Below are 26,140 nucleotides of genomic sequence, written 5' to 3'. Positions count from 1 at the left end.
AACGGTGCGGCGGCTTACGCCTGCGACGGATCGAAATGCTTGGCGATGCCCTGCCAGCATTCGTGGTAGTTGTCCTGCAGCTGTGGCGAGGCCAAGGCCTGCCGCGTGGGGCGAATCACCTTGCGCGTCTCGAACATGAAGGCCATCGTGCCGCCGATCACGTCGGGTTTGGACAGGTCGGCGTTCGACGCCTTCTCGAACGTGGCCGCATCCGGCCCGTGCCCGCTCATGCAGTTGTGCAGCGACGCGCCGCCGGGCAGGAAGCCTTCGGCCTTGGCGTCGTAGACGCCGGTGATCAGGCCCATGAACTCGCTGGCCACGTTGCGGTGGAACCACGGTGGACGGAACGTGTGCTGCGCCACCAGCCAGCGCGGCGGGAAGATCGCGAAATCGATATTCGCCGTGCCGGCGCTGTCGCTGGGCGAGGTCAGCACCGTGAAGATCGACGGATCCGGATGGTCGTAGCTGATCGAGCCGATCGTGTTGAAGCGGCGCAGATCGTATTTGTACGGCGCGTAGTTGCCGTGCCAGGCGACCACGTCCAGCGGCGAATGATCGATCTTCGCCGACCACAGCGCGCCCTGGAACTTCGCGATCAGTTCGAACGCGCCATCGACATCCTCATATGCCGCATGCGGGGTGAGGAAATCGCGCGTGTTCGCCAGGCAGTTCGAGCCGATTGGACCCAGATCCGGCAGACGCAGCAGTGCGCCGAAGTTCTCGCAGATGTAACCGCGGGCCGCTCCTGCGCTCCCTGCGCTCGCGGCACTCGCACTTCCATGTGCGTCGGCCTCGCTGATCAGCTCCACGCGAAAACGCACACCCCGCGGAATCACCGCGATCTCCTGCGGCTCGACGTCCAGCACGCCCATCTCGGTGGCCAGTCGCAAGGCCCCTTGCTGCGGCACGATCAACAGCTCGCCGTCGGCGTCGTAGAAAAACCGGCCCTGCATCGAGCGATTCGCCGTATAGACGTGGATGCCTACGCCCGCCTGCTCGCCCGGGCCGCCATTGCCTGCCAGCGTCACCAGGCCATCGACGAAATCCGTTGGCTGCGACGGCATCGGCAGCGGATTCCAGCGCAGCTGGTTCGGCGTGGCCGGTGCCTCGTCGAAACGGTTGTGGAACGTGGCATGCGCCAGCGGCTCGAATGGCTGATGTACTGCCGCCGGACGAATCCGGTACAGCCAGCTGCGCCGGTTGCTGTGGCGAGGCGCGGTGAATGCTGTGCCGGACAATTGTTCGGCGTACAGACCGTGTGCGACCCGCTGTGGCGAGTTCTGCCCTTGCGGCAGGACACCGGCGATCACTTCGCTGGCGAACTCGTTGCCGAAACCGGATTGGTAATTCATCGGTCAATGATCCTGATCATGCATTCCAGACAACCGTTCGCGCTGAGCGTAGCTTGCTCAGCAAGCGGAGTCGAAGCGCCTCATGGCAAGCGTTGATGCCGGTGTTTGCCTTTGGCCAGGACACCGACGCCTTTCCAGTCGCCTGCCATATACGCCAACTTCTTTGCCCGACTCCAACCTTTCAACTTGCGTTCCATGGTCAATGCCTCGTAGCGCGTCTCGAACCCTTCGCTATGGATCAATTTCAACGGGCGTCGCGTCAAGGCACAGATACAGCCTTTGCCTTCATCGTGCTGAGCGAGTCGCTTGCCCAAGTCGTCGGCATGACCGATGTAGAACGACCCGTCGGCGCATTCGGGGATGTACAGGGTGAATTCCATTTTCAAGCTTCCTTGCCGACCCTTGGCCTGCTCGTCCGACTGCCCTTCGACTTCGCCGCTGCGCGGCTACGCTCAGGGCGAACGGTGAGGGAATCTACGTTCTAGGGCAAACGGCATCGATGGAACCGTTCACTCTGAGCGTAGCCTGCGCTTTCTGCAGGCGAAGTCGAAGAGCTGTAGCCAACTTTCAATTACAGGAACCCGCGCTTCATCTGATCCCGTTCGATACTTTCGAAAAGCGCCTGGAAATTGCCTTCGCCGAAACCCTCGTTGCCCTTGCGCTGGATGATCTCGAAGAAGATCGGGCCGATCGCGTTCTGGGTGAAGATCTGCAGCAGCTTGCGCTGCTTGGTCTCCAGGTCGGCGTCGATCAGGATCTTGTTCTTCGCCAGCCGCGCCACGTCTTCGCCATGGTTCGGCACACGCACGTCGATCACTTCAAAATACGCGTCTGGCGTATCGAGGAATTCCACGCCCGCCGCGCGCATCTTCTCCACCGTGGTGTAGATGTCGTCGGTGAAGCAGGCGATGTGCTGGATGCCTTCGCCATGGTAGGCGTCGAGGTATTCGTTGATCTGGCTCTTCGGATCGCTGGATTCGTTGAGCGGAATGCGTACGACACCGTCCGGCGCGGTCATCGCCTTCGACACCAGGCCGGTCTTGGCGCCCTTGATGTCGAAGTAGCGGATCTCACGGAAGTTGAACAAGCGCTCGTAGTAATCCGACCACTTCTGCATGTTGCCGAAGTAGAGGTTGTGGGTCAGGTGATCGATGAAGGTCAGGCCGAAACCCTGCGGGTTCTGGTCGGCGCCCGGAATCGGCGCGTAATCGGCGTCGTAGATGCTGCCGGCTGCGCCGTAGCGATCGATCAGGTACAGCATGCAGTCGCCGATACCCTTCACCACCGGCGCGTTCACTGCCTTGCTGTCGGCCTTGTCGGTCACCGCTTCGCCGCCATTGCCGAGCACCGTGGCCAGCACTTCGGCGGATGGCTTCCTGAAACGGATCGCGAAACCGCAGGCGCTGGGACCATGCTTTCCGGCGAACTCGGCCGCGAACGAAACCGGATCTTCATTAAGCAGGAAGTTCACGCCGTTCTGCCGGTACACGGTGATCGCCCGCGTCTTGTGCTTGAGTACTGCAGCGAAGCCCATCCGCTTGAACAGATCATGCAATTCGCCGGCGCGCCCCGCGGGTGCCGCGAACTCGACGAACTCGAAACCATCGATGCGCATCGGGTTGTCGAAGGTGGTGACCTGCATGCCAAGATTGGGCTGGGCGTTCATGGCGCTCTCCTGTGTGTCGGTGCACGTCGGCAGCTGCCAAGCGTGCCACCATCAAGGTAAGTCCCACGTTATAGTTACAATTGAAACCAATTGCAAGGAGCCCACCCGCGATGCCCGCCAGACGCAAGCCAGCCTCCGCCAGCGCCGAACACGCGCCGCTGCAGCTGGAACATTTCCTCCCTTACCGCCTGTCGATCCTGTCCAACACGGTCAGCCAGGCGATCGCCAGCGACTACCAGAGCCGTTACGACCTCTCGATGACGGAATGGCGGGTGATGGCCGTGCTGGCGCGCTTCGAAGGGCTGTCGGCGCGCGAGGTGGCCGAACGCACCGCGATGGACAAGGTGGCGGTGAGCCGTGCGCTGGCGCGGCTGGTGGCGGCCGGGCGCGTGAACCGCGATACCCATGGCGGCGACAAGCGCCGCTCGGTGCTCAGCCTCACCGACGCCGGCTGGGCCGTGCACGATGAAGTGGCGCCCATGGCGCGGGCGCGTGAACGCGAAGTACTGGCCAGGCTCGATGCCGAGGAACGGATCTGGCTGGAGCGGATCCTGGACAAACTGCAGGGCTGAGCCACGCTCCTAGCGGCGACGCTGGTCTGGGCGCATGGCAGCGCGAGAAATTCCGAATGCACCTCGAAGCCGGTCGCGCCAGGCTTCCGACGCGGACTCCACCGCCTCGCCCGGGCCCCGAAACATCCAGGCTGATGCTGCTGCTTTCGAGTGGTTCTCCGGTGTTTGCGCCATACTCCGCCCGTCGGGACGGCCGGCGTATGCGGGACGTCATCCAGGCGCCAACGGCAATCAACACAGTCGGGCCGCGGTCCGTGGACTTGCGCTCCGCTACGGGAGACCAGGGTGCTGCTGCGGATCAACCTGATATTGCTTGCCGCATTCGCGTTCAGCATGTTCGCGATCTCGCTGGTCGTGACTTCGATGTTGCAGGAGAACGCGACCCGCGAAGTGCTGGCCCAGGCCGGTCTGATGCTGGACAGTGCGGCGGCCATCCGCTCCTACACGGAGACCGAGATCGGACCGTTGCTCGATGAGAAGATGAAAACGGCGTTCCGCCCGCAGAGCGTGCCGTTTTACGCCGCGACGCAGAACTTCCTGAAGCTGCACTCGGAACACCCGGACTACGCCTACAAGGAAGCGACACTCAACCCGACCAATCCCCGTGATCGCGCGACCGACTGGGAAGCCGATATCGTGCAGCGCTTTCGCAACGACGCGACTACCCGGCAAGTCACCGGCATACGTGACACCCCGATCGGCAGAAGCCTGTTCATGGCGCGCCCGATCCACGTCGAGCCAGGCTGCCTGCAATGCCACAGCCTGCCGGCGGCAGCCCCGGCGACGATGATTGCGCGCTACGGAAGCGACCACGGATTCGGCTGGCAGCCCAACGAAATCGTCGGTGCACAGATCATCTCGGTGCCGCTTGCCACGGCCGAGTCCAGCGCCAGCCGCATCCGCCACGGGGTGCTGATCGCGATCGCCGCGATGTTCGCGGGCGTGCTGCTGATCGTCAACGGCGCGCTCTACCTGCTGGTCATCCGTCCGGTGCGGAAAATCGCGCGGATCGCCGACCAGGTGAGCCTGGGCGATGCCACCGCTGCAGAGTTCCCTGGCGGCGGCGGGCGCGAGGTCGCCGCGCTGTCGGCTGCACTCAACCGCATGCGCAAGAGCCTGGACAAGGCGTTGCGGATGCTGGGCAACTGAGCCATGGCCCGCGACATCTTCGTCAGCTACTCGCAACCGGATCGCGACAGCGCGTTCGCCCTGGTGCAGCAGCTGGAAGCGCGCGGCCTCAGTGCCTGGATCGCACCGCGCGACGTCTCGCCCGCGGCCGACTGGGCCGCCGAGATCATCGATGCGATCGCCGGCGCGAAACTCATGCTGCTGGTGTTCTCCGGCAACAGCAACGACTCGGACCAGGTGCGGCGCGAGGTGGAGCGCGCCGTGCACAAGCGGCTGCGCATCCTGCCGTTCCGGATCGAGGATGTGCTGCCGTCGAAAAGCCTGGAGTACTTCCTCAGTGCGCAACACTGGATGGATGCGTTCCCGCCGCCGCTGCAGCCGCACATCGACCGCCTGTGCGAGCATCTCGAAGCCGTCCTCGGCGAACATGCCGCCCAGCCGCCGCCGACCGAACACCGGGCGTCCTTGGCAGCGGCGCCGATGCATCCGCCCGGCGCCGTCGACGCCGTCCGGCTGCGGCGTCTGGAGACCGAACTCGCGCGCTGCATCGGACCGGTGGCCGGACATCTCGTCCGGGGTGCGGCGAGGGGTGGCGGCGATCTGCATGCCATCGCGCTGCGGCTCGCGCCGGAAATCGATGGCGAGCCGGAACGACGCAACTTCCTCGAAGCCTGTCGGCAGATCGACCAGGGCCCCTAGGAGCGTGGGCCGCAGAAATCGTCCGGGCTGCAAAGTCGCCTGCTTGGTTCACTATCCGCCGATTCTTGGCCCATAGAACGACTATGGGCCGGCGAATCGTCGAAAAACTGCCCCGGCGCAGGCAACTTTGACCAGCTTCGCTGTTGTGAAGCTCTTCGCCTCGAACGTTTCTGCGGCCCACGCTCCTAGCGGACGGCGCACGCATGGATGCGCCGCGCGCCGACCGGCTCACCTCACCCCATGCATCAGCTTGTTGATCAGCGGCGCGATCAGGAACAACAGCGCGCCGCCGCCGAGCAGGATCCAGAACCCCATGCTGTAGCCGGAAAGCGCCGAGCCCACGGTCATCCCGCCCTCGCCGCTGACGTGGCCGGCGAACAGGCCGGCCAGGTTGTTGCCGATCGCGGTGGACAGAAACCAGCCGCCCATGCCGAGGCCGACCAGTCGTACCGGCGCCAGCTTGGTCACCATCGACAGGCCGATCGGCGACAGGCACAGCTCGCCGGCGGTCTGCAGCACGTAGCACAGCACGAGCGTCCACAGCGGGATCATGCCGCTGCCGTCGACCAGGCTGGACAGTGCGTACATCAACACCGCGAAGCCCAGCGCATTGCCGATCAGGCCGAGGCCGAACTTGCGCGGGATCGACGGCTCGACGCGGCGCTTGTCCAGCCACGCCCAGACTAGGGTGATCAGCGGCGCCAGCAACACGATGGCCACCGGATTGACCGACTGGAACCAGCCGATCGGGAACTCCCAGCCGCCGAGGTTGCGATCGACGATGTGCTGGGCGAGGAAGTTGAACGAGCTGCCGGCCTGTTCGAAGAACATCCAGAACAGCACGTTGAACACGAAGATGATCAGCATCGCGATCACCCGCTGGATCTGCACCCGGCCGGTGCGAATCGCCTCGACCACCAGCATCACGCCCACGCCCAGGAACAGCGCCGTCAGCAGCCACTGCAATACCACCGCGCCGGCACGGTCCATCAGCAGGTAGACCAGCGGAATCGCCACCAGCACGCCGAGCGCCACGTAGACCACGCGCATCGGATTGGCGATTTCCGGTGCCGGCATGCCCACCGGGCCGAGCTGGCGCCGGCCGAACCAGAACCACACCAGGCTGATCAGCATGCCCACGCCGGAGGCGGCGAACACCACGTGGTAGTTCTGGTGGCCGGGCGTACCGAACACCTTGGTCGCCAGCATGCTGGTCAGCACCGGCGCGATCAGCGCGCCGGCGTTGATACCCATGTAGAACAGGGTGAAGCCACGGTCGCGGCGCGAGTCGCCCGTGGCGTACAGCTGGCCCACCATCGAGGAGATGTTCGGCTTGAACAGGCCGTTGCCGACGATGATCGTGGCCAGGCCGAGCATGAAGATTTCATGCTGCGGCACCATCACCATGAACAGGCCGGCCGCCATCACCACCGCGCCGAGCAGAATCGAACGCTGGTAGCCGATGATCTTGTCCGCGACGTAGCCACCGAACACCGCGGTGGCGTAGACCAGCGCCAGGTAGGCGCCATAGGTGCGGCTGGCCGATGCCTGGCCGGCTTCGTCGCCACCGAAGAACTGCGCCACGATGTACAGGGTGAGCGCCCAGCGCATGCCGTAGAACGCAAAGCGCTCCCAGAACTCCGACATGAACAGCATCCACAACGGCCGGGGATGGCCGAGCAGCTGCGGATACTCGGGCGGCGCCGTGGCGCCGCGGGTGGTGAGCTGGCTCATGCATGCCCCTTCGATGGCTGTCGCAAGATATTGCGAACAGCCAGATGTACCCGGAGCGCTGGCTCACGTCAACCGTGGCGCAGGGCGGGGACGCTGCGGCGAAAGGTCACGCCCGCGCGCGGCGCACGGCTCAGTGCAGGCCGTGCATCAGGCGGCGTATCCATGGCGCGGTGAGCAGGAACACCAGCGCCACCGCGGTGCCCCAGCCGAACAACCGGCCGTAGACGTGGGCGTAGTCGGCCAGGCCGGTCAGCGCCGATCCGGCGGTGGGCACCTGGATCGTCAGCGTGGCGATCCAGCCGGCCAGCTGGTAGGCCAGGGCCACCCCGAAGAACCAGCCGCCCATCGCCAGCGAGGCCTCCTCCGGCGCCGCCAGTTGGCCTACCAGGGCATAGCCGATCGGCATCAGCGCCAGCTCGCCCAGCGTCTGCAGCAGGTAGCACAGCGCCAGCGACCACCATCCGATGCGCCCGTCGGCATGCTGCAGATGGCCGATCGTGTACACCAGCACGCCATAGCTCAGCGCCACCAGCAGCAGGCCGATGCCGAACTTGCGCGGCGTGGAAGGATCGCGGCCGCGCCGCTCCAGCCACGGCCACAGCAGCGCCAGCAGCGGCGCCAGGATCAGGATGTACAGCGGGTTGGCCGACTGGAACCAGCTGAAGTCGAACGGCGCATCCACGTGATCGCGCGCCAGGAAATTGAGCGAGGTCACGCCTTGCAGGCTGAACGCCCAGAACACCACCAGCGCCACGAACAGCAGCAGCAGCGCCAGATAGCGGTGAGTCTGCACCCGCTCGCGCCGGCGTACGCAACTGACCACGAAATACAGCACCAGCAAACCCATCAGCGCATACATGGCCCAGCTCAGCACGGCGGGGAGAGCCAGCAGCAAGGCGGTGGGATACAGCAACAGGGCGATGACCAGCAGCGCCCAGGCCGTCGACATCGGACCATGCAGGTGATCGGCACCGGGCATCAACGCATCCAGCCGTGGTTTGCGCCACTGGAACAGCAGCGCCGCCACCGCCATGCCTGCCGCCGCCGCGACAAAACCCCAGCGATAGCCGTAGCGATGGCCGATCAGATCCGCGCAGATGAAGGGCGTGACGAAGCCACCCAGATTGATCGCCAGGTAAAACAGCGTGTAGCCGCCCTCGCGGCGCGAGTCCCCGGCGGGATAGTTGCGCCCCACCAGCACCGTCAGCGGGATGCCCAGGCCAGCCGCCAGAGCGAACAGCGCCAGTCCCAGCTCGAAGCCGAACAGGCTGGGCAGCGCCATCAACAGCAGCGACAGCATGCCGAGCCAGAGCGAGATCGCCAGCGCCCGCGTCTCGCCGAGGATCTTGTCGGCCACGTAGCCGCCAATGATCGGCGTGGCGTACATCAAGGCCAGGAAGCCGCTGGTCAGCAGGTACGCCTGCCGCTGCGCCTCGGCCGCACCGAGATGCCCGTAGAAACTCTGCGCGATGTAGGGCGCGAGGAACGCGCGGAAGCCGTAGAACGCGAAATTGAGGCCGACGGTGACGCCCAGCAGCATCCACAACTGGCGGGGATGGCCCCAGCGATCATCCGTGCTTGGTTGCGGCTGCCCCGCAGCGACGGCGTTGCTCATGCGCGTTCCCCTGTGTCTCGACTGGATGACCCTCAGATCATGACGCGGCGCAAACGTTCACTCACTCCAGCACCGTGCGCACGTCCAGCAGCTCGGGGAAGAACTCCAGGTCGAGCGCCTTCTTCAGGAAGCTCACCCCGGACGACCCCCCCGTACCGCGGCGATGGCCGATGATCCTTTCCACCGTCTTCATGTGACGGAAGCGCCACAACTGGAAGCTCTCTTCCACGTCCACCAACTGCTCGCACATGTGGTATTCGGGCCAGAACGCCGCGCGTTCCTGGTAGATGCGCTTGAGCACCGGCAACAGTGCCTCGTTGCGCCGATATGCCTGGGTCCAGTCGCGCTGCAGCAGTTCGGCCGGCACCGCGTGGCCACGCCGCGCCAGGTAACGCAGGAATTCGTCGTACAGGCTCGGCGCTTCCAGCACCGCGCGCAATTCGTCTTGGGCAACCGGATCGTGCGCAAACACCTTGAGCATGTCGGCGTTCTTGTTGCCGAGCAGGAATTCGATCTTGCGATACTGCAGCGACTGGAAGCCGGACGACGGCCCCAGCACGCCACGGAATTCCAGGTATTCCGAAGGCGTCAAGGTTTCCAGCACCGCCCACTGTTCGAACAGCTGCCGCTGCACCTGCTTCACCCGCGCCAGGATCTTCAGGCAGGCGTCGACATCGTCGCGCTGCAGATGCGCCACCGCGGCCTTCAGCTCGTGGATCAGCAGCTTCATCCATAACTCGGACACATGGTGCTGCACGATGAACAGCATCTCGTCGTGATGCGGCGGATCGCTCAACGGCTGCTGTGCGGACAGCAACGTCTCCAGATGCAGATAGCCGCCATAGGTGATCTGCCCGTTGAGGTCGGTCTGGATGCCCGCTTCGAGATCGCGCTGGTTGTCACTCATGCTGTTCCGTCACGTAATTTCGAGAACAGTCATGGTAACGGTTGAGCGCCGATCAAATCTTGACCCAGGACATGGGGCGGGGAGCGGGTGTGGAGAAGCTGGAGACAAGAGAAGCATCCCGATCCCGCCAGACCGTGTCGGTCACCCCGCGTAGGAGCCCGCTTGCGGGCGAGAAAGTGTTGTGGCGCGCGCTTTGGCGCTCTCGCAGCGCAGGTAAAAATCGCTCCCCATACGCCCTCGAATGCTGCGCTGTACCTTGCAGCGCAACATGCCGGCCTGTTATCAAGCGCGGTCTTGTGCAGTCATTTGTGCCCCGCAAATCCACTCGGGGCACGTGCAACCAGTTTCCCCATTGGCAATCACCCCGGAGCGAGTCGTGACCATCGCCGCCAAGTTTGAAATCGAATACCTGCAATACCTTGATGCCGAAGGCAACGAAGTCCGCAAGGACCTGCCCGCCTTCGCCAAGGATCTCGACCACATGGTCGAGCTTTACAAACTGATGCTGTCGACCCGCATCTTCGACGCCAAGTCGATCGCGCTGCAGCGCACCGGCAAGCTGGGCACCTATGCCAGCTGCCTCGGTCACGAAGCGGCGCACGTCGGCATTGGCAGCGCGATGAAGCCCGAAGACGTGTACGCGCCGAGCTATCGCGAATACGGCGCGCAACTGTACCGCGGCGTGCAGCCGCGCGAGGTCTACATGTACTGGGGCGGCGACGAGCGTGGCAACGACTATCAGAAGGAGCCGGCACGCCATGACTTCGCCTGGTCGGTGCCGATCGCCACGCAGTGCCTGCACGCGGCCGGTTCCGCGCTGGCGTTCAAGATCCGCGGCGAGAAGCGCGTGGCGGTGTGCACCATCGGCGACGGCGGTTCGTCCAAGGGCGACTTCTACGGCGCGATCAACATCGCCGGCGCGCAGAACCTGCCGCTGGTCGCGGTGATCGTCAACAACCAGTGGGCGATCTCGGTGCCGCGCAAGATCCAGACCGGCGCGCCAACACTGGCGCAGAAGGGCATCGCCGCCGGCCTGTTCTCGATCCAGGTGGACGGCAACGACATCATCGCGGTGCGCAAGGCGATGGAAGACGCGCTGGAGCGCGCACGCAGCGGCCAGGGCGGCAGCGTGCTGGAGTTGGTGACGTATCGCCTCGGCGACCACACCACCGCCGACGATGCACGCCGTTACCGCGGCGAGCAGGAAGTGAAGGACGGCTGGGCGAAGGAGCCGATGAAGCGCCTGCGCAACTGGCTGGTAAAAAAGAAAGTTTGGGACGACGCCAGGGAAGAAGCCTGGAAGGCCGAGTGCGACGAGTGGATGGACAACGAGGTGAACGCCTACCTCGAGACCAAGACCCAGCCGGTCACGGCGATGTTCGACTACACCTTCGCCGAAGTCCCCGCCGACCTCGCCAAACAGCGCGACTACGTCCTTTCGCTCGATCAGAAGGCCCACTAAGCCATGGCACAAATCACTCTCATCGAAGCAGTCACCCAGGCGCTCGCCTACGAAATGGCGCACGACGACAGCGTCGTGGTGTTGGGCGAAGACGTAGGCGTCAACGGCGGCGTGTTCCGCGCCACCCAGGGCCTGCAGGAAAAGTTCGGCGAACTGCGCGTGCTGGACACGCCGCTGGACGAAACCACCATCGCCGGCGTCACCGTCGGCCTCGCCGTGCAGGGCATGAAGCCGGTCGCCGAGGCGCAGTTCGAGGGCTTCATCTATCCGATGATGGAGCAGATCGCCTGCCACGCCGCACGCATGCGCAACCGCACCCGCGGTCGCCTCACCGTGCCGGCGGTGTTCCGTGCGCCGTGGGGCGGTGGCATCCGCGCACCGGAGCATCACTCGGAAGCGAACGAACACCTGTTCACCAACATCCCCGGCCTGCGCGTGGTGATGCCGTCGTCGCCAGCGCGCGCCTACGGCCTGCTGCTGGCGGCGATCCGCGATCCGGATCCGGTGATGTTCTTCGAGCCGAAGCGCATCTACCGCCAGTACAAGGAAGATGTGCCGGACGATGGCGAAGCACTGCCGCTGGACGTGTGCTTCGTGCTGCGCGACGGCACCGACGTGACCCTGGTGACCTGGGGCGCGCAGGTGAAGGAAGCGCTGGAAGCGGCCGACGAACTGGCCGCGCAGGGCATCAGCGCCGAGGTGATCGACGTCGCCACGCTGACCCCGCTGGACTTCGACACCATCGCCGAGTCGGTGCAGAAGACCGGCCGCTGCGTGATCGTGCACGAAGCGCCGAAGAGCGCCGGCTTCGGCGCCGAGATCGCCGCGCGCGTGGCCGAGGAATGCCTGTACGACCTGCTTGCGCCGGTCGAGCGCGTCACCGGCTACGACGTGCACACGCCGCTGTTCCGCCTCGAAATGAAATACATGCCCAGCGTGAAACGCATCGTCGACGCGGCGAAGCGTACGATGGCGGTCAGCTGAGCTGACCGCCGGGAATCGGGAGACGGGATTCGGGATTCGTCAAAGCAAGCCCGCTCGTCTCACCGACTCCCTGGCGCTTTTGCCCAAGAGCAAGAGCGGGAACCGCCAAAATCGATAGGCCGCCCCGCTTTTCCGAATCCCGAATCCCGTCTCCCGAATCCCGGACGAAAAAAATGGCTGACATCAAGACGTTCTACCTCCCCGACCTCGGCGAAGGCCTGCCCGACGCGACCGTGGTCGAGTGGCACGTGAAGGTGGGCGACAGCATCAAGCTCGACGCGCCGCTGTGCTCGATGGAAACTGCCAAAGCGGTGGTCGACGTGCCCTCGCCGTACACCGGCAAGGTCACCAAGCTGCACGGCGCGCCGGGCGACATCATCGAAACCGGCGCTGCGCTGGCCGAGTTCGAGCCCGATCCGAACGCGAAGCAGCGCGCCGAGTCGCAGGACACCGGCCACCAGCATGGCCCGAAAAAGACCGAAGCCGCGCCGGCACCTGCGCCTGCCGCGGCCACCGCCGATCGCGAAGACGAAGGCACCGTGGTCGGCGCGATGGTCAGCGGCAACACCGTGCACGTCGAGCAAGCTGCCAGCATCGGCGGCGTGAAAGCCGTGCCCGCCGTGCGTGCGCTGGCGAAGAAGCTCAAGGTCGACCTGACCCGCGTGCGTCCGAGCGGCGCCGATGGCGTGGTCACGATGAAGGACGTCAAGGACGCCGCCGCGAACGGTTCGGCCGCGCTCGGCGCTGCGCCGGCACGTGCTGTGCCGGCCTCCGCCGGTCGCCACCTGGCGCCCGAGTTGCCGCAACCGGAGGCCACCCGCACACCGGTATCGCTCGCCGGCAAACCGGTGCGTACTGCGCCGCCGTCGCAGCAAGCCAGCGGCCAACCGGAACAATTGAAGGGTGTACGTCGCAACATGGCCCGCGTGATGGCTGACGCCCACGCCCAGGTCGTGCCGACCACCCTGGTCGACGACGCCGACCTGCACGCCTGGATCGGCAAGCAGGACATCACCGCCCGCCTGATCCGCGCGATCGTGTTTGCCTGCAAGACGGTGCCGGCATTGAACGCCTGGTTCGACGGCAAGAACCTCACCCGCACCCTGCATCCGCACGTCGACATCGGCATCGCGGTCGACACCGACGACGGCCTGTTCGTGCCGGCGCTGCGCAATGCTGACGTGCTCGACGGCACCGGCATTCGCGCCGCGATCAAGCGCCTGCGCACGCAGGTCGAGGATCGTTCGATCCCGGCCTCGGAGCTGTCCGGCTACACCATCAGCCTCAGCAACTTCGGCATGTTCGCCGGCCGCTACGCCACGCCCGTCGTGGTACCGCCGACCGTCGCCATCGTCGGTGCCGGCAAGCTCAGCCACGACGTGGTCGCGGTGATCGGCGGCATCGAAGTGCATCGCCGCATGCCGCTGTCGCTGACCTTCGACCATCGCGCCGCCACCGGTGGCGAGGCTGCAAGGTTCCTCAAGGCGATGCTGGACGATCTGGCCCTGCCGAACTGATCCAGCTGCACTCGTGAATCCGACAGGGCGCCTTCGGGCGCCCTGTCTGTTTCTGTCATCAGCAATCAATAATCGCGCACGTCCAACAGCATGAAGCAGCGGGCGCTGTAGTCGCCACCACGCGGCCAGGCAATTTCATTCAAGGCCAGCGTCCCCGCCGTCCACAGTTCGTTATCGAGCAGGGCCTCGCAGCGCGAGTCGCCCTGTTCGGCATGGCTGTGCACCAGTCGCAACCAGTGCAATTCAGGGGCAAGCGCTTCGCGTTTCAGCGCCGCCTCGATCGACACCAGCGCGTCGGCCGGTATGCTCGCAACTTCTCCGCCGCGCACGCTGAACGGACCGATGAACACGTCCCACGTGCGCACGCCGATGTCCCATGCGGCAATGCGCATCCTGCGATCGTCGGTGACGTACCAGCAGGCGGCCAGCAGCAGGTGGAACACATTCTGCTCGAACGTGTGCAGCGCATCGCGACAGCCGGCGTCGCCGCCACCGAGGCCAGCAAAGCTTTCCTCGATGCGACGTTCCTCGCCCAGCACCACGTCGATGTCCAGGCGCCCGGGTTCGCCCGCCTTGCCTTCATGCCACTCCGCGCGGATGGCCGGAAAGTCGCCGTCGGTGACCAGCCAGCCGTCCTCGTCCGGATCCAGCTCGACGTCGTGGCGCTCGAACAGGCGCAGCAGTTGTTTCTGGAGTGCCGCACTATCCATGCTGACTCCCGGCAGTTCGTGTCGAAGGCAGTTCGCGCCAGGTCAGATAGACGCGCAGGTCGAACTCGCGCTGATGGTAATCCGGCAGCATGTGGGTACACAGCTGATAGAACGCCTTGTTGTGGTCGATTTCCTTGAGGTGTGCCAGCTCATGCACCACGATCGTCTGCAGAAATTCCGGCGCGGTCGCCTTGAACAATGCAGCCACCCGAATCTCCTTCTTTGCCTTGAGCCTCCTTCCCTGCACGCGCGAAATGGCGGTGTGCAGGCCAAGCGCGCGCTGCACCACGTCGAGCTTGCTGTCGTAGAGCACCTTGTCGATGGCCGGGGCGTTCCTGAGGAACTGCTGCTTCAGGGCAACCGTGTAGGCATACAGCGCCTTGTCACTCTGCACCGCATGACGATCCGGATAACGTGCGGCCAGATGCTCGCCCAGGCGATCCTGCGCAACAAGGTGACGCACCTGCTGCTGCAGGACCTCGGGGTAGGCCTGGAGATATTTGAGCGGAACCATGCGGCGTATTCTGGCACTACCGGTCAGTGTTCGCCTTCAGCGTTTCGACGCCGGCCCCAGCAACGCTGGCGCAGCCACAGCGCCGGCAGCAGTACCGCCACAAACGCGCCATAGCCATACAGGGCCGGCAGTACCTGCTGCCAGATGCCCCCGCTGAAGCGACCGAATTCGCCGACCTGTGGCAGCTCGGCCGTGTCGAAACCTGCCACGGCGGCAAGCGTGGTCGCTACCGCCGCCAGCAGCAGGACAACCACGTCGAAACTGCGCCGACGCGCGCTTCGCGGCAGATCTCTCGGATACGCCCAGTAGATCCCGCAGAGCACCAGCAACCACGGGGCAAGCAACAGGATGGACAGATAGCGCACCAGGTTCTCCGTTCGATTTCGCTTCGACGTCAGTCCTGCGCCGCGAGCTGATCCAGCGCATCGCGCAACTGCGCCAACGCCTGTTCGCGCGCCGCTTCATCGCGATAGTCGGGCGTGTTGGCCACCGCTTCGCCGTCGATCTCCAGCACCATGCCAAGCGCCCGCGTCTGCACCACCGCGCCGGCCGCGCCCGGGCTCTTCAGGCGCTTCTGCATCGCCCCGGCAGCCTTCGGATCAGCAAACGACACCGACAGCAGCAACTCCTCGCCCTCGGCGGAAAACAGTCGGAAACGGAAATTGCCATCGGCGTCGCGAAAGCTGGCCAGGCGTGGCACACGGCCCTGTTTCGGCGCCGCGCCCGACCTGGCCGCGGGAGTCGGCGCGGTCCGCATGGCACGCAAGCCCAGCACGTCGCGCAAGATGGCCAGCTTTGGCGTGGCGATCGCACGCGCCTTGCGCGCGCCTTCCTGCAGGATGGTCTCGATCGCAGCCGGGTTGGCCATGAAGGCCTCGTAACTTTCGCGCATCGGCGCCACATCGGTCTCGATCCGCTCGTACAGCACCTGCTTCGCCTCGCCCCAGCCCAGCCCGTCCAGCAGGCCTCGACGAAAGGCCTCGGTCTCGGTATCGCTGGCGAACGCGCGGAAGATGGTGAACAGCGCACTGTTGTCGGGATCCTTCGGCTCGCCGGGCGCCCGCGAGTCGGTGACGATGCGCATGATCGCCTCGCGCAGCTGCTTCTTGCCACCGGCGAACAGCGGAATCGTGTTGTCGTAGCTCTTCGACATCTTGCGGCCGTCGAGTCCGGGCAGCATGGCCACCTGCTCCTCGATCAGCGCCTCCGGCAGCACGAAGAAGTCGCGGCCATGCAGGTGGTTGAAACGCTGGCCGAGGTCGCGCGCCATCTCGATGTGCTGGATCTGGTCGCGCCCCACCGGCACCTGGTGCGCATCGAACGCCAGGATATCGGCCGCCATCAGCACCGGGTACATGTACAGGCCTGCGGTGACGCCCGCGTCGGGATCCTCGCCGGCCTCCAGGTTGCGATCCACCGCCGCCTTGTAGGCGTGGGCCCGATTGAGCATGCCCTTGGACGCGATGCAGGTCAGAAACCAGGTCAGTTCCGGAATTTCAGGGATATCCGACTGCCGGTAGAACGTGACCCGCGCCGGATCGAGGCCGGCCGCCAGCCAGCTTGCCGCGATCTCCAGCCGCGAACGCTCGATCCGTGACGCGTCATCGCTCTTGATCAGCGCGTGGTAGTCGGCCATGAAGAAGAACGCGTCCACGTCATCGCGCCGGCTGGCAACAATCGCGGGGCGGATCGCGCCCACGTAGTTGCCCAGATGCGGCGTGCCGGTGGTGGTGATGCCGGTGAGGACTCGGGTCTGCATGTTGTGTCGCGCAAGTAAAGCCTCAGTTTACGGCATACCATCGACAAGGCAATCCACAAGGAGCCATGGCGCAAGACGGTGCTGCGGACGGGGCGTCATGATGGCTGGCAAGTTCGTCATCTTCACCGGCACGAACGGCGAACCCGTGTTCAACGATCTTGTCGGCCCGCGCCCTGATCCCGGCGAACAATTCAGCGGATCAGGGTCGACTTGCCGAACAGTGACTCGATCAAATCCACCGCCAGCTTGGCGGTCGCGTTGCGCCGGTCGAAGGCGGGATTGAGTTCGACCAGATCGAGCGAAGCCATGCGCCCGCTGTCGGAAATCATCTCCATGCACAGTTGCGCCTCGCGATAGGTGGGGCCGCCACGCACGGTAGTACCGACGCCGGGTGCAATGCCGGGATCGAGGAAGTCGACATCGAAGCTCACATGCAGGTGCGTGTTCTCGTCGACGCCTTCCAGCGCCTGTTCCATCACCCGCTTCATGCCTTCTTCGTCGATCCGGCGCATGTCGTAGATGCCCACGTTGGCCTCGCGGACCAGCTGCTTCTCGCCGTAGTCGACCGAGCGGATACCGATCTGGCGAAACATGTCCGGCGTGACCGCCGGCGCGTGGGCGCCGAGTTCGACGAGGGCCTTCGGGCCGTGGCCGCAAAGGCAGGCCACCGGCATGCCGTGGATGTTCCCCGATGGCGTCGCCTCGGCCGTGTTGAAGTCCGAGTGCGCGTCCAGCCAGAGCACGCGCAGTTGCTTGCCCATCTCGCGGCAATGATCCGCCACCGCGCTGATCGAACCGATGGCCAGGCAATGATCGCCGCCGAGCATGATCGGCAGGCGCCCTGCCTGGAGCTCCTGGTGTACAGCCGTATAGACGGCCATATTCCACGCCACCACCTCATCCAGATGCCGGTAGCCGTCCTTCGGCGGCTGCCAGGGATTGAACGGCCCCTGCAGATTGCCCCGGTCGATCACGGTCAGGCCGCGTTGCTCCAGCCTGGCGCCAAGGTTGGCGACCCGCATGGCCTCCGGCCCCATCGAGGCGCCACGATGTCCCGCGCCGATATCGGTCGGCACGCCTATCAACGAAATGGTCTGCTTGCTCATGGTTGTCGTACCTGTGGTGACGTCCGGTCCGCACCGATGGAAACCGACGCAGAGGCGCAATGATGGTTCGGCGCCCATGGCAGTCTGCCCGGATCCCGCGCAATTTGCCGTGGCGGGCGCAAGAAAGCGTGCGCGGCATACAGCGCCACGCCTCCTTGGAGTTTACCGGATTGGGCCATGGCCCTCGTCAACCCACGCCGCACACAAACTGGGCCACGACAGGATCGGCATGTCGCGCCGTGCCGCGCACGGATATCCTGGGTTTACACGGCTAGCTCGATTCCGCCTGGCGGATGCGCTCCAGTTCATCCTCCCGGCGTGATCGTGCACCGGGGGACCACGACACCAGGTTGCCCACCTGGGGCGGCGCGGTATCGGGCTTCATTTCCCTGGTGAACTTCCCCAACAGCATCCCTGCAAACAGCACCAGTCCGCGCCAGACGGCGGGATGTGCGAAAGGCGTCTGCATGTCGATCTCTCCCGGCTGCCCCTGTGCAGCCGTCGGGTTGATCGTAGCAAATTTTTACGACACGTCCATGTCTTCTTCGGGCATCCTGGATCCCTGTACGCACCAAGGCCCAGGCAGCAGCGACACGCTTGCCTCGATAGCGTGGGCCGCATTCGCCGCAGCCGGTTGACCCCATCCTGAGCGGAACGGATGATTCTCCGCGCGCGGAAGCCCGAGGCAGCCAACTTCCGGGGCCACCGGCCCGGAGGGTCATCCGGTCACGCCACGCTCGCCGCCCGCACCCCGGCAGTATCGGCGTACTGCACCAGCGGGATGTTGAACTCGCTGCAGACCATCTCGACACAAGCCGCACTGCCTGAACTGTCGTGCTCCTCGCGAGCCAGGCCCCGACCCAGGCGGATGGCATGAGCAAAGTGCAGGCGGTCGAACAGGATCTCCGGGCCACTGCAGATGCACCACAGGCCGTGGCTGCTTTCCCTGATCGTCAAGACGACACCCATTGCCAAGCCCTCTGCCGGGAGACACCGCCGGTAGTCCCCTGGCGCATCCAGCAAGCGCATGCAGGCGACTCCGAACCTGACCAATATGCAGCGCGCGCAGGCTCCGGTATGTCGGTGTCGGCCTACAGCGCTTGTGCGTGGCTACCGCGGAATCCCGGCAGACCCCACCAGGACACGCGCTCGTGCGCAGATTCCGGTACCGGCTGGCGCAGACTCTGCGTTTCCGGGTGTGGCACCTCACCATACTTCGCCAGGATCACCGGCGCCGAATACTCGCCTCGATCCACATCTGCGCCTTGCGCATACACCAGCACGCCATCGCATTGGCCCGCCAGCGCCTCGCCGCGCGTGCGCGCCAGTTGCTCCATGCCATGCAGGATGGGCTTGCCGGCAACCATGCCCTGCCCCATTCCATAAAAACCCTGCACGACGTAAAGTGTTTCCACGGCTTTACCCTCGAGGTTCGAAGGCGTCAGGTTGCGCAGCAGCGGGTGGAGAGATCGCGATACCCTTGTCAAATTTTTGTGCGACATTCAGCTTGCTGAAGCCGCTACCGGGGCAGTCCCTCGGACAAGGCAATCCAACCCGATTCGCAGGCCGCCTGGATCACAAATGGCCAAGGCCGCCCGAAGGACGGCCTTGGCGCGCGATCATGTGGTGGTGCGGCACCAGGAATCACATCATGCCACTCAAAGCCCTTCATGTAGCCATTTCAATCTGAATATCTATTGACAATGCCCCCAAATATGCCCCCAGAAGACTCCAGCTATCACTGGGTGAGCATCGGACTACAAGAATGCCCACGCGCCGCCACGAACACGCCTAATTCGCCGGCCAGCCGTAGATGCGACCGAGTGCACCCATCGCTACTTCATCCATGAAGCGATCCGGTGATGCAGAGACAAACGTCGCTCCGGTAGCCGTGCGCTTGTCGGAACCTCGTCCTGCTGGCTACCGTACGCCCTCTGTGCCAGAACGCCAAACCGCGCGAGCTCGTCCATATTGGGGGCCTTCATTCCAACAAGCCCCATGTGGCACGTAATTCCCTGAAGGTTTGGGTTGCCGGCGCCCAATTGGTACAGTGACGCGACAACTGCGGCAAGAAGCACTGAAGCCAGGCGCTTGGTGGACCACTCAGGGGGAGTCGTGACGCCAGAATCCAAGGCTAGGCAGATCATCGACCAAAAACTTGCCGCGGCAAGCTGGGTCGTGCAGGACATGAAGCAGATCAATCTGGGCGCAGCCTCGGGCGTCGCGGTTCGCGAGTACCCGACCGACACCGGCCCCGCCGACTATCTGCTGTTTTTTGATCGCCAGCCCGTAGGCGTGATCGAGGCAAAGCGCGACGAGGCCGGCGAGAACCTCACCGCGCACGAGACGCAGACGGAACGCTACGCCAGCGCCAAGCTGAAATGGCGCAAGGACAGCACGCCGCTGCGATTCCTCTACGAGAGCACCGGCCAGATCGTCCACTTCACCGACGGTGGCGACCCACGTCCCCGCGCCCGCGAGGTGTTCAGCTTCTTCCAGCCGCAGACGCTGGCGGCTTGGGTGGCACAACCGAACACCTTACGCGCCCGGCTGGCCGAGCAGATGCCGCCGTTGCCCACCCAGAACTTGCGCGACTGCCAGATCAGCGCCGTCACCGGCCTGGAAAAGTCGCTGGCGATGGCCAAACCGCGCGCGTTGATCCACATGGCCACCGGTGCCGGCAAGACGTTCACCGCGATCACGTCGGTGTATCGCCTGCTGAAGTTCGGCGGGGCCAAGCGCATCCTGTTCCTGGTCGACACACGCAACCTGGGCAAGCAGGCGCATCAGGAATTCATGGCCTATTCGCCACCGGATGACGGCCGCAAGTTTACCGAGCTGTACAACGTGCAGCGCCTCAGCAGCAGCCGCATCGACCCGCACGCGCAGGTTTGCATCTGCACCATCCAGCGCATGTACTCGATCCTCAGTGGCGAGGAGATCGACGAGTCGGCCGAGGACATTTCGGCCGGCGAGGTGCCGCAATCCGGCGCCGGCAAGCTGGTGCGCTACAACCCAGCGGTGCCAATCGAGGAATTCGATTTCATCATCATCGATGAGTGCCACCGCAGCATTTACAACCTGTGGAAGCAGGTGCTGGACTACTTCGACGCGTTCCTGATCGGCCTGACCGCCACGCCGGACAATCGCACCTACGGTTTCTTCAACGGCAACGTGGTGGCCGAATACAGCTACGAGCAGTCGGTGGTCGATGGCGTCAACGTGATGTACGACGTCTACGAGATCGAGACCGAGGTCACCCGCGCCGGTGCCGAGTTGAAGGCGACCGAATGGGTGGATCACCGCGAGCGGCAGACCCGCGCCAAACGCTGGGCCGAGATCGAGGAGGACACCGCCTACACCGGCAAGGAGCTGGACCGCTCCGTAGTCAATCCCGACCAGATCCGCCAAGTGATCAGGGCCATGAAAGCCGCGGTGGAAACCACCATCTACCCCCAGCGCAAGGAAGTGCCCAAGACCCTGATCTTCGCCAAGACCGACAGCCACGCCGACGACATCATCCAGACCGTGCGTGAGGTCTACGGCGAGGGCAATGCGTTCTGTAAGAAGGTCACCTACAAGGCCGACGAAGACCCGGACACCATCCTGTCCAATTTCCGCAACGAGTACTACCCGCGCATCGCCGTCACCGTCGACATGATCGCCACCGGCACCGACGTGAAGCCGCTGGAGGTGCTGCTGTTCATGCGCGACGTGCGCAGCCGTGGCTACTACGAGCAGATGAAGGGCCGCGGCGTGCGCAGCCTCGACGGCGAATCGCTGAAGAAGGTCAGCAACAGCGCCGACGGCGCCAAGACCCACTTCGTGCTGATCGACGCGGTCGGCGTGGAAAAGTCACTGAAGACTGAAAGCCGCCCACTGGAGAAGAAACCCGGCGTGAGCCTGGACGGCCTGCTCAAAGGCGTCGCCATCGGCAGCCGCGACGACGACACCGTGCTCAGCCTCGGCAGCCGGCTGGTACGGCTGGCCAAGCAGCTCGACGACAAGGCGCTGGCGCGGATCAAGCAGACCGCCGGTGGGTTTGCGCTCAACGATCTCGCCCGTGGACTGGTGCAGGCGGTGGACCCCGACCGCATCGCCGCCGATGCGCTGGACGCGGCCAAAGCCGCCGGCATCACCCGCAACGCCAACACGCTCACCACCGACGAACTGGACGCCGCCCGCCAGCAACGCGTGGCCAGCGCCTGCAAGCCGTTTGACGATCCCAAGCTACGCGACCTGATCGAATCGGCGCGGCGCGAACACGAGCAGCTCATCGACCACGTCAACCCGGACCAGGTCACCTTCAGCGGCTATAGCGCACTGGCCGAGAGCCAGGCGCAGGCCACCGTGCAGGCGTTTGCTGACTACCTCGCCACCCATCGCAACGAGATCGCCGCGCTGGATTTCTTCTACCAGCAACCCTACCGCCGCCGCGCGCTCACCTTTGCCATGATCGAGGAGCTGCACGACGCACTGGCGCGCCCGCCGTTGATGCTCACCACCGAACGGCTGTGGTCCGCCTATGCCCGCGTGCAGGCCAGCAAGATCGGCGGTGCGGACGTGCGCCGCCAGCTCACTGACCTGGTCGCACTGGTGCGTTTTGCGCTTGGCATGGACGACGAACTGCGCCCGTTCGCCGATAGCGTGGACAAGCGGTTCCAGGCATGGATCTTCCGTCACAATGCGCAGCGCGCCACGGCGTTCAGCGACGAACAGACGCAGTGGCTGCGCCTGATCAAGGATCACATCGCCACCAGCTGCTCGATCAGTCGCGAGGATTTCGACTATGCGCAGCTGGCCAGCAAGGGTGGACTGCAGAAGGCGTGGAATGTGTTTGGCGAACAGCTCGATGGGCTGCTTGAGGAAATGAATGAGGAGTTGGTGGCTTGAGTAGTTCTGTGCCCGACAGCTGGATCGAGGTCAAATTGGAGGATGTGGTTGAGGTTCGAGACTTCGAACGCGACCCCATCAACTCAACTGAACGCAACCAAAGACTTGTCGGAAAGTCCCAATCCGATTTGTACCCTTACTACGGAGCTACAGGACAAGTGGGCTGGATCGACGCTTACCGCTCGGCAGGCCAGCAGGTTCTGCTCGGTGAGGACGGCGCCCCTTTTCTCGACCCGAATCGCGACAAGGCCTATCTCGTCGATGGCAGATATTGGGTCAACAACCACGCTCATGTGCTTCGAGGCCTCGACGGCTTAATGGAAAACCGGCTTCTGGCACATCAGTTGAACATTGCTGATTATCAGCAGTTCGTTTCCGGCTCAACCCGGCTCAAGTTGACCAGCGCAGCCATGAAGCGCATGCCGCTTTTGCTTCCGCCTTTCAACGAACAAACCCGAATCATTGAAAAGCTCGAAGAGCTGCTGTCCGATCTCGATGCCGGTGTGGCCGAGCTGAAGGCGGCTCAGCGCAAGCTGGCGCAGTACCGCCAATCGCTGCTGAAGGCCGCGGTGGAAGGCACGCTCACCGCCGACTGGCGCGCTGCCCGCGCGCAGACCGGTGGGCCGCAGGAAACCGGCGCCGAGCTGCTGCAACGCATCCTCACCGAACGCCGCGCCCGCTGGGAAGCCAGCCAGCTCACCCTCTTCGCCGAACAGGGCAAAGCCCCGCCCAAGAACTGGCAGGCCAAGTACAAGGAGCCGGTGGCGCCCAAGACTGCCAATCTGCCCGTGTTACCGAGTGGGTGGGTATGGGGAAGCCTTGATCAAGTTGTCGCTGAGTCTTTGCTCGGGATTGATCGCGGCAAGGAGCATCAGTCACTCGTCGATGGCAACGCCAGTTACATCAAGATGAATAACATTTCCATGGAGGGATCTGTCGACACGTCTGCCCTCGTTAGGGTTGATGCCTCGCCTGAGGAGATCGACCGCTACTCCCTTGCATCTGGAGATCTCCTCTTCAATACACGAAATAGCAGAGAGCTTGTCGGCAAGACCGGAATGATTCAAGAAGTGGATCCGACGACCGTCTACAACAACAACCTCATGCGGCTCAGGTTTGATGGATCTATCACGCCAGCATTTGCATGCCATCAAATGTGCTCCGTCGTATTTCGCGGACGCATGGAAAAGGTCAAGAAGGCGACTACTAGCGTGGCGGCTGTTTACGCCAAAGACCTCTTCCCATTGCAAGTAGTTGTCCCGCCGATGGAAGAACAGATAGCTATCGACGAAATGCTCGTGGAATTTCTAAGAGCGGTCGATCAACAAGAGGCTACCGTGCAGAGCGGACTCCGACAGTCCGCCGCTCAGAGAAAGAACATCCTCAAAGCTGCCTTCGCCGGCCAACTGGTGCCACAAGACCCCAACGACGAACCCGCCAACGCGCTGCTGGAACGAATCCGCGCCGAGCGCGCAACAAGCGACACCGCCAGCAAGCGCGGCCGCAAACCCAGGACCACCGCATGAACAGTTCCGCCCTCGTCCAGAAGCTCTGGAATTTCTGCAACACCTTGCGCGACGACGGCGTGGGCTACGGCGACTACCTGGAGCAGCTGACCTACCTGCTGTTCCTGAAGCTGGCGCATGAATACGCGCAGCCGCCGCACAGCCGCGACACGAACGTCCCACGCAGCTGCGACTGGAACAGTCTGAAATCGAAGACTGGCGAGCCGCTGGAGGCGCATTATCTGACCGTGTTGCGCAGGCTCGGCGAGGAGCCGGGCATGCTGGGCGCGATCTTCTTCAAGGCGCAGAACAAGATCCAGGACCCGGCCAAGCTGGCGCGGCTGGTGCAGATGATCGATGCGGAGAACTGGCTGAGCCTGGAGACCGACGTCAAGGGCGATCTGTACGAGGGCCTGCTGCAGAAGAACGCCGAGGACACCAAGAGCGGCGCCGGCCAGTACTTCACCCCGCGTGCGCTGATCCAGGCGATGGTGGAGTGCGTGCAGCCGGAGCCGATGAAGACGATGGCCGACCCGGCCTGCGGCACCGGCGGCTTCTTTCTCGGCGTGCACGAGTGGCTGACCCGTGACGGCGTGACCTTGAACAAGGCGCAGGCGAAGTTCCTGCGGCACCAGGCGTTCTACGGCAACGAGATCGTCGCCAGCACGCGCCGCATGTGCCTGATGAACCTGTTTCTGCACAACATCGGCGAACTCGACGGCGCGCCCACGGTAGACCGTGCCGACGCGCTGATCGCCGAGCCGATCAAGACCTTCGACTACGTGCTGGCCAACCCGCCCTTCGGCAAGAAGAGCAGCATGACCATCACCAACGAGGACGGCGACGAGGACCGCGATGCTCTGACGTACGAGCGCCAGGACTTCTGGCAGACCACCTCGAACAAGCAGCTCAACTTCCTGCAGCACATCGTCTCGATGCTCAAGACCACCGGCCAGGCCGCGGTGGTGCTGCCCGACAACGTGCTGTTCGAGGGCGGTGCCGGCGAGAAGATCCGCCGCAAGCTGCTGGAAACCTGCGACGTGCATACCCTTCTGCGCCTGCCTACCGGTATCTTCTACGCGCAGGGCGTGAAGGCGAACGTGGTGTTCTTCGACGCCAAGCCGAAGGACGGTAAAGTACACACCAAGGGCGTGTGGATCTACGACCTGCGCACCAACAAGCACTTCACCCTGAAAACCCGCACGCTGAAACGCGACGATCTGCAGGACTTCATCGACTGCTACCACCCGGCCAACCGGCACAAGCGCAAGGAGTCGGAGCGGTTCAAGTACTTCGACTACAAGACCCTGGTTGCCCGCGACAAGGCCAGCCTCGATATCTTCTGGCTGAAGGACGACAGCCTCGACAACCTCGACGATCTGCCGCCGCCCGATGTACTGGCGCTGGAAATCGTGGAGCATCTGGAGGCGGCGCTGGCATCGTTCCGTGATGTGGCGGCGGCGTTGCCGAAGTCATCTTCACCCTGACAATCACGCCGCATCCATGCACCGCATGCTATTCGGGATCTGTCTTTACCGGCCAGCATGACGAGCTTGTACTCATCATCTTTGCATTGGCGAATAGCTTCGGCAGCGCGCTTTCAAGCGAACGAAGGTGCGCCCAATAGGGACTTTTCGGCCCATCTGACAATTGCTCCCTGCAAAAAGCCTGATACCGCTCCATGGCTTCTTTGACAGCACTGACCTCGCCGTCATTGAGCGTCAGGTTGTAGCTGTATGTCGTCATGATTGACTCTCGCCTCATCGGGTGCGTGGGCATCATCTCACGTCTACCTGGACATGGGAGGCACTGAGATTTCGCAAACCTGCAAGGCTTATGGGCGCATCATCGCTGCAACATTTCTGTTACGCATTAGCTTCATCAGAAGCTTCCTTGCCCCTACATACAAGGACATTGCTGAACAGTAAATGGCCGTCTAAACGTCCATTGCATATCACTTATAAAGTGATATGATTCCACCGCCGCCGAGTTGAGCATCCAGCTTGCAGGGCGGGGT

General features: G+C 64.0%; 24 protein-coding genes. 9 read left to right on the top strand and 15 right to left on the bottom strand.

Annotated features, from left to right (window positions below; all coding sequences use genetic code 11):
• Positions 1-14: 14 nt before the first annotated feature.
• The 3 genes from hmgA to hppD all read right to left on the bottom strand — a co-directional run bounded on the left by hmgA (position 15) and on the right by hppD (position 3,018).
• Positions 15-1,352 carry a homogentisate 1,2-dioxygenase gene (gene hmgA / locus B0E47_RS12865; protein WP_077514648.1) on the bottom strand — a complete coding sequence of 446 codons (1,338 nt, stop codon included), beginning with the start codon at positions 1,350-1,352 and terminating at the stop codon, positions 15-17.
• A gap of 80 nt (positions 1,353-1,432) precedes the next feature.
• Positions 1,433-1,732 carry a GIY-YIG nuclease family protein gene (locus tag B0E47_RS12860; RefSeq protein ID WP_077514647.1) on the bottom strand — a complete coding sequence of 100 codons (300 nt, stop codon included), beginning with the start codon at positions 1,730-1,732 and terminating at the stop codon, positions 1,433-1,435.
• A 191-nt stretch (positions 1,733-1,923) separates the two neighbouring features.
• The gene (gene hppD, locus B0E47_RS12855) at positions 1,924-3,018 is read right to left on the bottom strand and encodes a 4-hydroxyphenylpyruvate dioxygenase (protein ID WP_077514646.1); all 1,095 of its coding nucleotides are present in this window, start codon (positions 3,016-3,018) and stop codon (positions 1,924-1,926) included.
• A 110-nt stretch (positions 3,019-3,128) separates the two neighbouring features.
• Here hppD and B0E47_RS12850 point away from each other — a divergent pair, with 110 nt between their 5' ends.
• From B0E47_RS12850 to B0E47_RS12840, 3 genes are all read left to right on the top strand, one after another.
• Positions 3,129-3,590 carry a MarR family transcriptional regulator gene (locus tag B0E47_RS12850; RefSeq protein ID WP_077514645.1) on the top strand — a complete coding sequence of 154 codons (462 nt, stop codon included), beginning with the start codon at positions 3,129-3,131 and terminating at the stop codon, positions 3,588-3,590.
• Between the two features lie 285 nt (positions 3,591-3,875).
• Positions 3,876-4,739: a DUF3365 domain-containing protein gene (locus tag B0E47_RS12845; RefSeq protein ID WP_217318932.1), complete on the top strand. Its 864-nt coding sequence runs from the start codon at positions 3,876-3,878 to the stop codon at positions 4,737-4,739.
• A 3-nt stretch (positions 4,740-4,742) separates the two neighbouring features.
• Positions 4,743-5,417: a toll/interleukin-1 receptor domain-containing protein gene (locus B0E47_RS12840; RefSeq protein WP_077514644.1), complete on the top strand. Its 675-nt coding sequence runs from the start codon at positions 4,743-4,745 to the stop codon at positions 5,415-5,417.
• Between the two features lie 228 nt (positions 5,418-5,645).
• Here the strand turns inward: B0E47_RS12840 and B0E47_RS12835 are convergent, their stop codons facing one another.
• The 3 genes from B0E47_RS12835 to B0E47_RS12825 all read right to left on the bottom strand — a co-directional run bounded on the left by B0E47_RS12835 (position 5,646) and on the right by B0E47_RS12825 (position 9,673).
• The gene (locus B0E47_RS12835; protein WP_077514643.1) at positions 5,646-7,151 is read right to left on the bottom strand and encodes a peptide MFS transporter; all 1,506 of its coding nucleotides are present in this window, start codon (positions 7,149-7,151) and stop codon (positions 5,646-5,648) included.
• 130 nt (positions 7,152-7,281) lie between these two features.
• Positions 7,282-8,766, bottom strand: coding sequence for an oligopeptide:H+ symporter (locus tag B0E47_RS12830; RefSeq protein ID WP_077514642.1), 1,485 nt, complete (start codon positions 8,764-8,766; stop codon positions 7,282-7,284).
• A gap of 61 nt (positions 8,767-8,827) precedes the next feature.
• Positions 8,828-9,673 carry a tryptophan 2,3-dioxygenase family protein gene (locus B0E47_RS12825; RefSeq protein WP_077514641.1) on the bottom strand — a complete coding sequence of 282 codons (846 nt, stop codon included), beginning with the start codon at positions 9,671-9,673 and terminating at the stop codon, positions 8,828-8,830.
• 376 nt (positions 9,674-10,049) lie between these two features.
• On the opposite strand from B0E47_RS12825, the gene pdhA reads away from it, so the two are divergent.
• From pdhA to B0E47_RS12810, 3 genes are all read left to right on the top strand, one after another.
• Positions 10,050-11,135, top strand: coding sequence for a pyruvate dehydrogenase (acetyl-transferring) E1 component subunit alpha (pdhA, locus tag B0E47_RS12820; protein ID WP_077514640.1), 1,086 nt, complete (start codon positions 10,050-10,052; stop codon positions 11,133-11,135).
• Positions 11,136-11,138: 3 nt separating this feature from the next.
• On the top strand, positions 11,139-12,119 hold the full coding sequence (locus B0E47_RS12815; RefSeq protein ID WP_077514639.1) for an alpha-ketoacid dehydrogenase subunit beta: 981 nt from the start codon (positions 11,139-11,141) through the stop codon (positions 12,117-12,119).
• A gap of 173 nt (positions 12,120-12,292) precedes the next feature.
• Positions 12,293-13,636: a dihydrolipoamide acetyltransferase family protein gene (locus B0E47_RS12810; RefSeq protein WP_077514638.1), complete on the top strand. Its 1,344-nt coding sequence runs from the start codon at positions 12,293-12,295 to the stop codon at positions 13,634-13,636.
• A gap of 65 nt (positions 13,637-13,701) precedes the next feature.
• On the opposite strand, the gene B0E47_RS12805 is transcribed toward B0E47_RS12810, so the two are convergent.
• The 8 genes from B0E47_RS12805 to B0E47_RS12770 form a co-directional block, all read right to left on the bottom strand.
• Positions 13,702-14,346: a DUF6348 family protein gene (locus B0E47_RS12805; RefSeq protein ID WP_077514637.1), complete on the bottom strand. Its 645-nt coding sequence runs from the start codon at positions 14,344-14,346 to the stop codon at positions 13,702-13,704.
• On the bottom strand, positions 14,339-14,860 hold the full coding sequence (locus B0E47_RS12800; RefSeq protein WP_077514636.1) for a YgjP-like metallopeptidase domain-containing protein: 522 nt from the start codon (positions 14,858-14,860) through the stop codon (positions 14,339-14,341). The genes B0E47_RS12805 and B0E47_RS12800 overlap by 8 nt, the downstream gene beginning before the upstream one ends.
• Positions 14,861-14,883: 23 nt before the next feature.
• Positions 14,884-15,225 carry a hypothetical protein gene (locus B0E47_RS12795; protein WP_077514635.1) on the bottom strand — a complete coding sequence of 114 codons (342 nt, stop codon included), beginning with the start codon at positions 15,223-15,225 and terminating at the stop codon, positions 14,884-14,886.
• A gap of 29 nt (positions 15,226-15,254) precedes the next feature.
• On the bottom strand, positions 15,255-16,619 hold the full coding sequence (locus B0E47_RS12790; RefSeq protein ID WP_077514634.1) for a tryptophan--tRNA ligase: 1,365 nt from the start codon (positions 16,617-16,619) through the stop codon (positions 15,255-15,257).
• A gap of 191 nt (positions 16,620-16,810) precedes the next feature.
• Entirely contained in the window at positions 16,811-17,725 is a 915-nt protein-coding gene (gene rocF / locus B0E47_RS12785; RefSeq protein WP_077514633.1) for an arginase, read from the bottom strand.
• 271 nt (positions 17,726-17,996) lie between these two features.
• The gene (locus B0E47_RS12780) at positions 17,997-18,194 is read right to left on the bottom strand and encodes a hypothetical protein (RefSeq protein ID WP_077514632.1); all 198 of its coding nucleotides are present in this window, start codon (positions 18,192-18,194) and stop codon (positions 17,997-17,999) included.
• A 257-nt stretch (positions 18,195-18,451) separates the two neighbouring features.
• On the bottom strand, positions 18,452-18,682 hold the full coding sequence (locus B0E47_RS12775; protein WP_254422920.1) for a hypothetical protein: 231 nt from the start codon (positions 18,680-18,682) through the stop codon (positions 18,452-18,454).
• 134 nt (positions 18,683-18,816) lie between these two features.
• On the bottom strand, positions 18,817-19,140 hold the full coding sequence (locus B0E47_RS12770) for a hypothetical protein (protein ID WP_254422919.1): 324 nt from the start codon (positions 19,138-19,140) through the stop codon (positions 18,817-18,819).
• A 700-nt stretch (positions 19,141-19,840) separates the two neighbouring features.
• On the opposite strand from B0E47_RS12770, the gene B0E47_RS12760 reads away from it, so the two are divergent.
• Genes B0E47_RS12760 through B0E47_RS12750 form a run of 3 tightly spaced genes read left to right on the top strand, consistent with a single transcriptional unit; the run spans position 19,841 to position 25,610 of the window.
• Positions 19,841-22,618 carry a type I restriction-modification enzyme R subunit C-terminal domain-containing protein gene (locus B0E47_RS12760; RefSeq protein WP_174566986.1) on the top strand — a complete coding sequence of 926 codons (2,778 nt, stop codon included), beginning with the start codon at positions 19,841-19,843 and terminating at the stop codon, positions 22,616-22,618.
• Positions 22,615-24,144, top strand: coding sequence for a restriction endonuclease subunit S (locus B0E47_RS12755; protein ID WP_077514628.1), 1,530 nt, complete (start codon positions 22,615-22,617; stop codon positions 24,142-24,144). Before B0E47_RS12760 ends, B0E47_RS12755 begins: the two co-directional genes overlap by 4 nt.
• Entirely contained in the window at positions 24,141-25,610 is a 1,470-nt protein-coding gene (locus B0E47_RS12750) for a class I SAM-dependent DNA methyltransferase (RefSeq protein ID WP_077514627.1), read from the top strand. The genes B0E47_RS12755 and B0E47_RS12750 overlap by 4 nt, the downstream gene beginning before the upstream one ends.
• A gap of 28 nt (positions 25,611-25,638) precedes the next feature.
• Here B0E47_RS12750 and B0E47_RS16920 read toward each other — a convergent pair whose 3' ends face one another.
• Entirely contained in the window at positions 25,639-25,869 is a 231-nt protein-coding gene (locus B0E47_RS16920; RefSeq protein ID WP_139351461.1) for a hypothetical protein, read from the bottom strand.
• Positions 25,870-26,140 lie beyond the last annotated feature (271 nt).

It is taken from the genome of Rhodanobacter sp. B05 (assembly GCF_002001085.1).
In the GTDB taxonomy this organism is placed as follows: Bacteria; Pseudomonadota; Gammaproteobacteria; order Xanthomonadales; family Rhodanobacteraceae; genus Rhodanobacter.
Note: the sequence above shows the minus strand (reverse complement) of the source record. Positions and strands in the feature narration are given on the sequence as shown.

Coding starts and splice junctions, on each gene's coding strand:
- B0E47_RS12860 (WP_077514647.1), bottom strand. CDS start 1,732: ATGGAATTCACCCTGTACATCCCCGAATGCGCCGACGGGTCGTTCTAC.
- B0E47_RS12850 (WP_077514645.1), top strand. CDS start 3,129: ATGCCCGCCAGACGCAAGCCAGCCTCCGCCAGCGCCGAACACGCGCCG.
- B0E47_RS12810 (WP_077514638.1), top strand. CDS start 12,293: ATGGCTGACATCAAGACGTTCTACCTCCCCGACCTCGGCGAAGGCCTG.
- B0E47_RS12825 (WP_077514641.1), bottom strand. CDS start 9,673: ATGAGTGACAACCAGCGCGATCTCGAAGCGGGCATCCAGACCGACCTC.
- B0E47_RS12790 (WP_077514634.1), bottom strand. CDS start 16,619: ATGCAGACCCGAGTCCTCACCGGCATCACCACCACCGGCACGCCGCAT.
- B0E47_RS12750 (WP_077514627.1), top strand. CDS start 24,141: ATGAACAGTTCCGCCCTCGTCCAGAAGCTCTGGAATTTCTGCAACACC.
- rocF (WP_077514633.1), bottom strand. CDS start 17,725: ATGAGCAAGCAGACCATTTCGTTGATAGGCGTGCCGACCGATATCGGC.
- B0E47_RS12780 (WP_077514632.1), bottom strand. CDS start 18,194: ATGCAGACGCCTTTCGCACATCCCGCCGTCTGGCGCGGACTGGTGCTG.
- B0E47_RS12835 (WP_077514643.1), bottom strand. CDS start 7,151: ATGAGCCAGCTCACCACCCGCGGCGCCACGGCGCCGCCCGAGTATCCG.
- B0E47_RS12805 (WP_077514637.1), bottom strand. CDS start 14,346: ATGGATAGTGCGGCACTCCAGAAACAACTGCTGCGCCTGTTCGAGCGC.
- hmgA (WP_077514648.1), bottom strand. CDS start 1,352: ATGAATTACCAATCCGGTTTCGGCAACGAGTTCGCCAGCGAAGTGATC.
- hppD (WP_077514646.1), bottom strand. CDS start 3,018: ATGAACGCCCAGCCCAATCTTGGCATGCAGGTCACCACCTTCGACAAC.
- B0E47_RS12800 (WP_077514636.1), bottom strand. CDS start 14,860: ATGGTTCCGCTCAAATATCTCCAGGCCTACCCCGAGGTCCTGCAGCAG.
- B0E47_RS12815 (WP_077514639.1), top strand. CDS start 11,139: ATGGCACAAATCACTCTCATCGAAGCAGTCACCCAGGCGCTCGCCTAC.
- B0E47_RS12830 (WP_077514642.1), bottom strand. CDS start 8,766: ATGAGCAACGCCGTCGCTGCGGGGCAGCCGCAACCAAGCACGGATGAT.
- B0E47_RS12840 (WP_077514644.1), top strand. CDS start 4,743: ATGGCCCGCGACATCTTCGTCAGCTACTCGCAACCGGATCGCGACAGC.
- B0E47_RS16920 (WP_139351461.1), bottom strand. CDS start 25,869: ATGACGACATACAGCTACAACCTGACGCTCAATGACGGCGAGGTCAGT.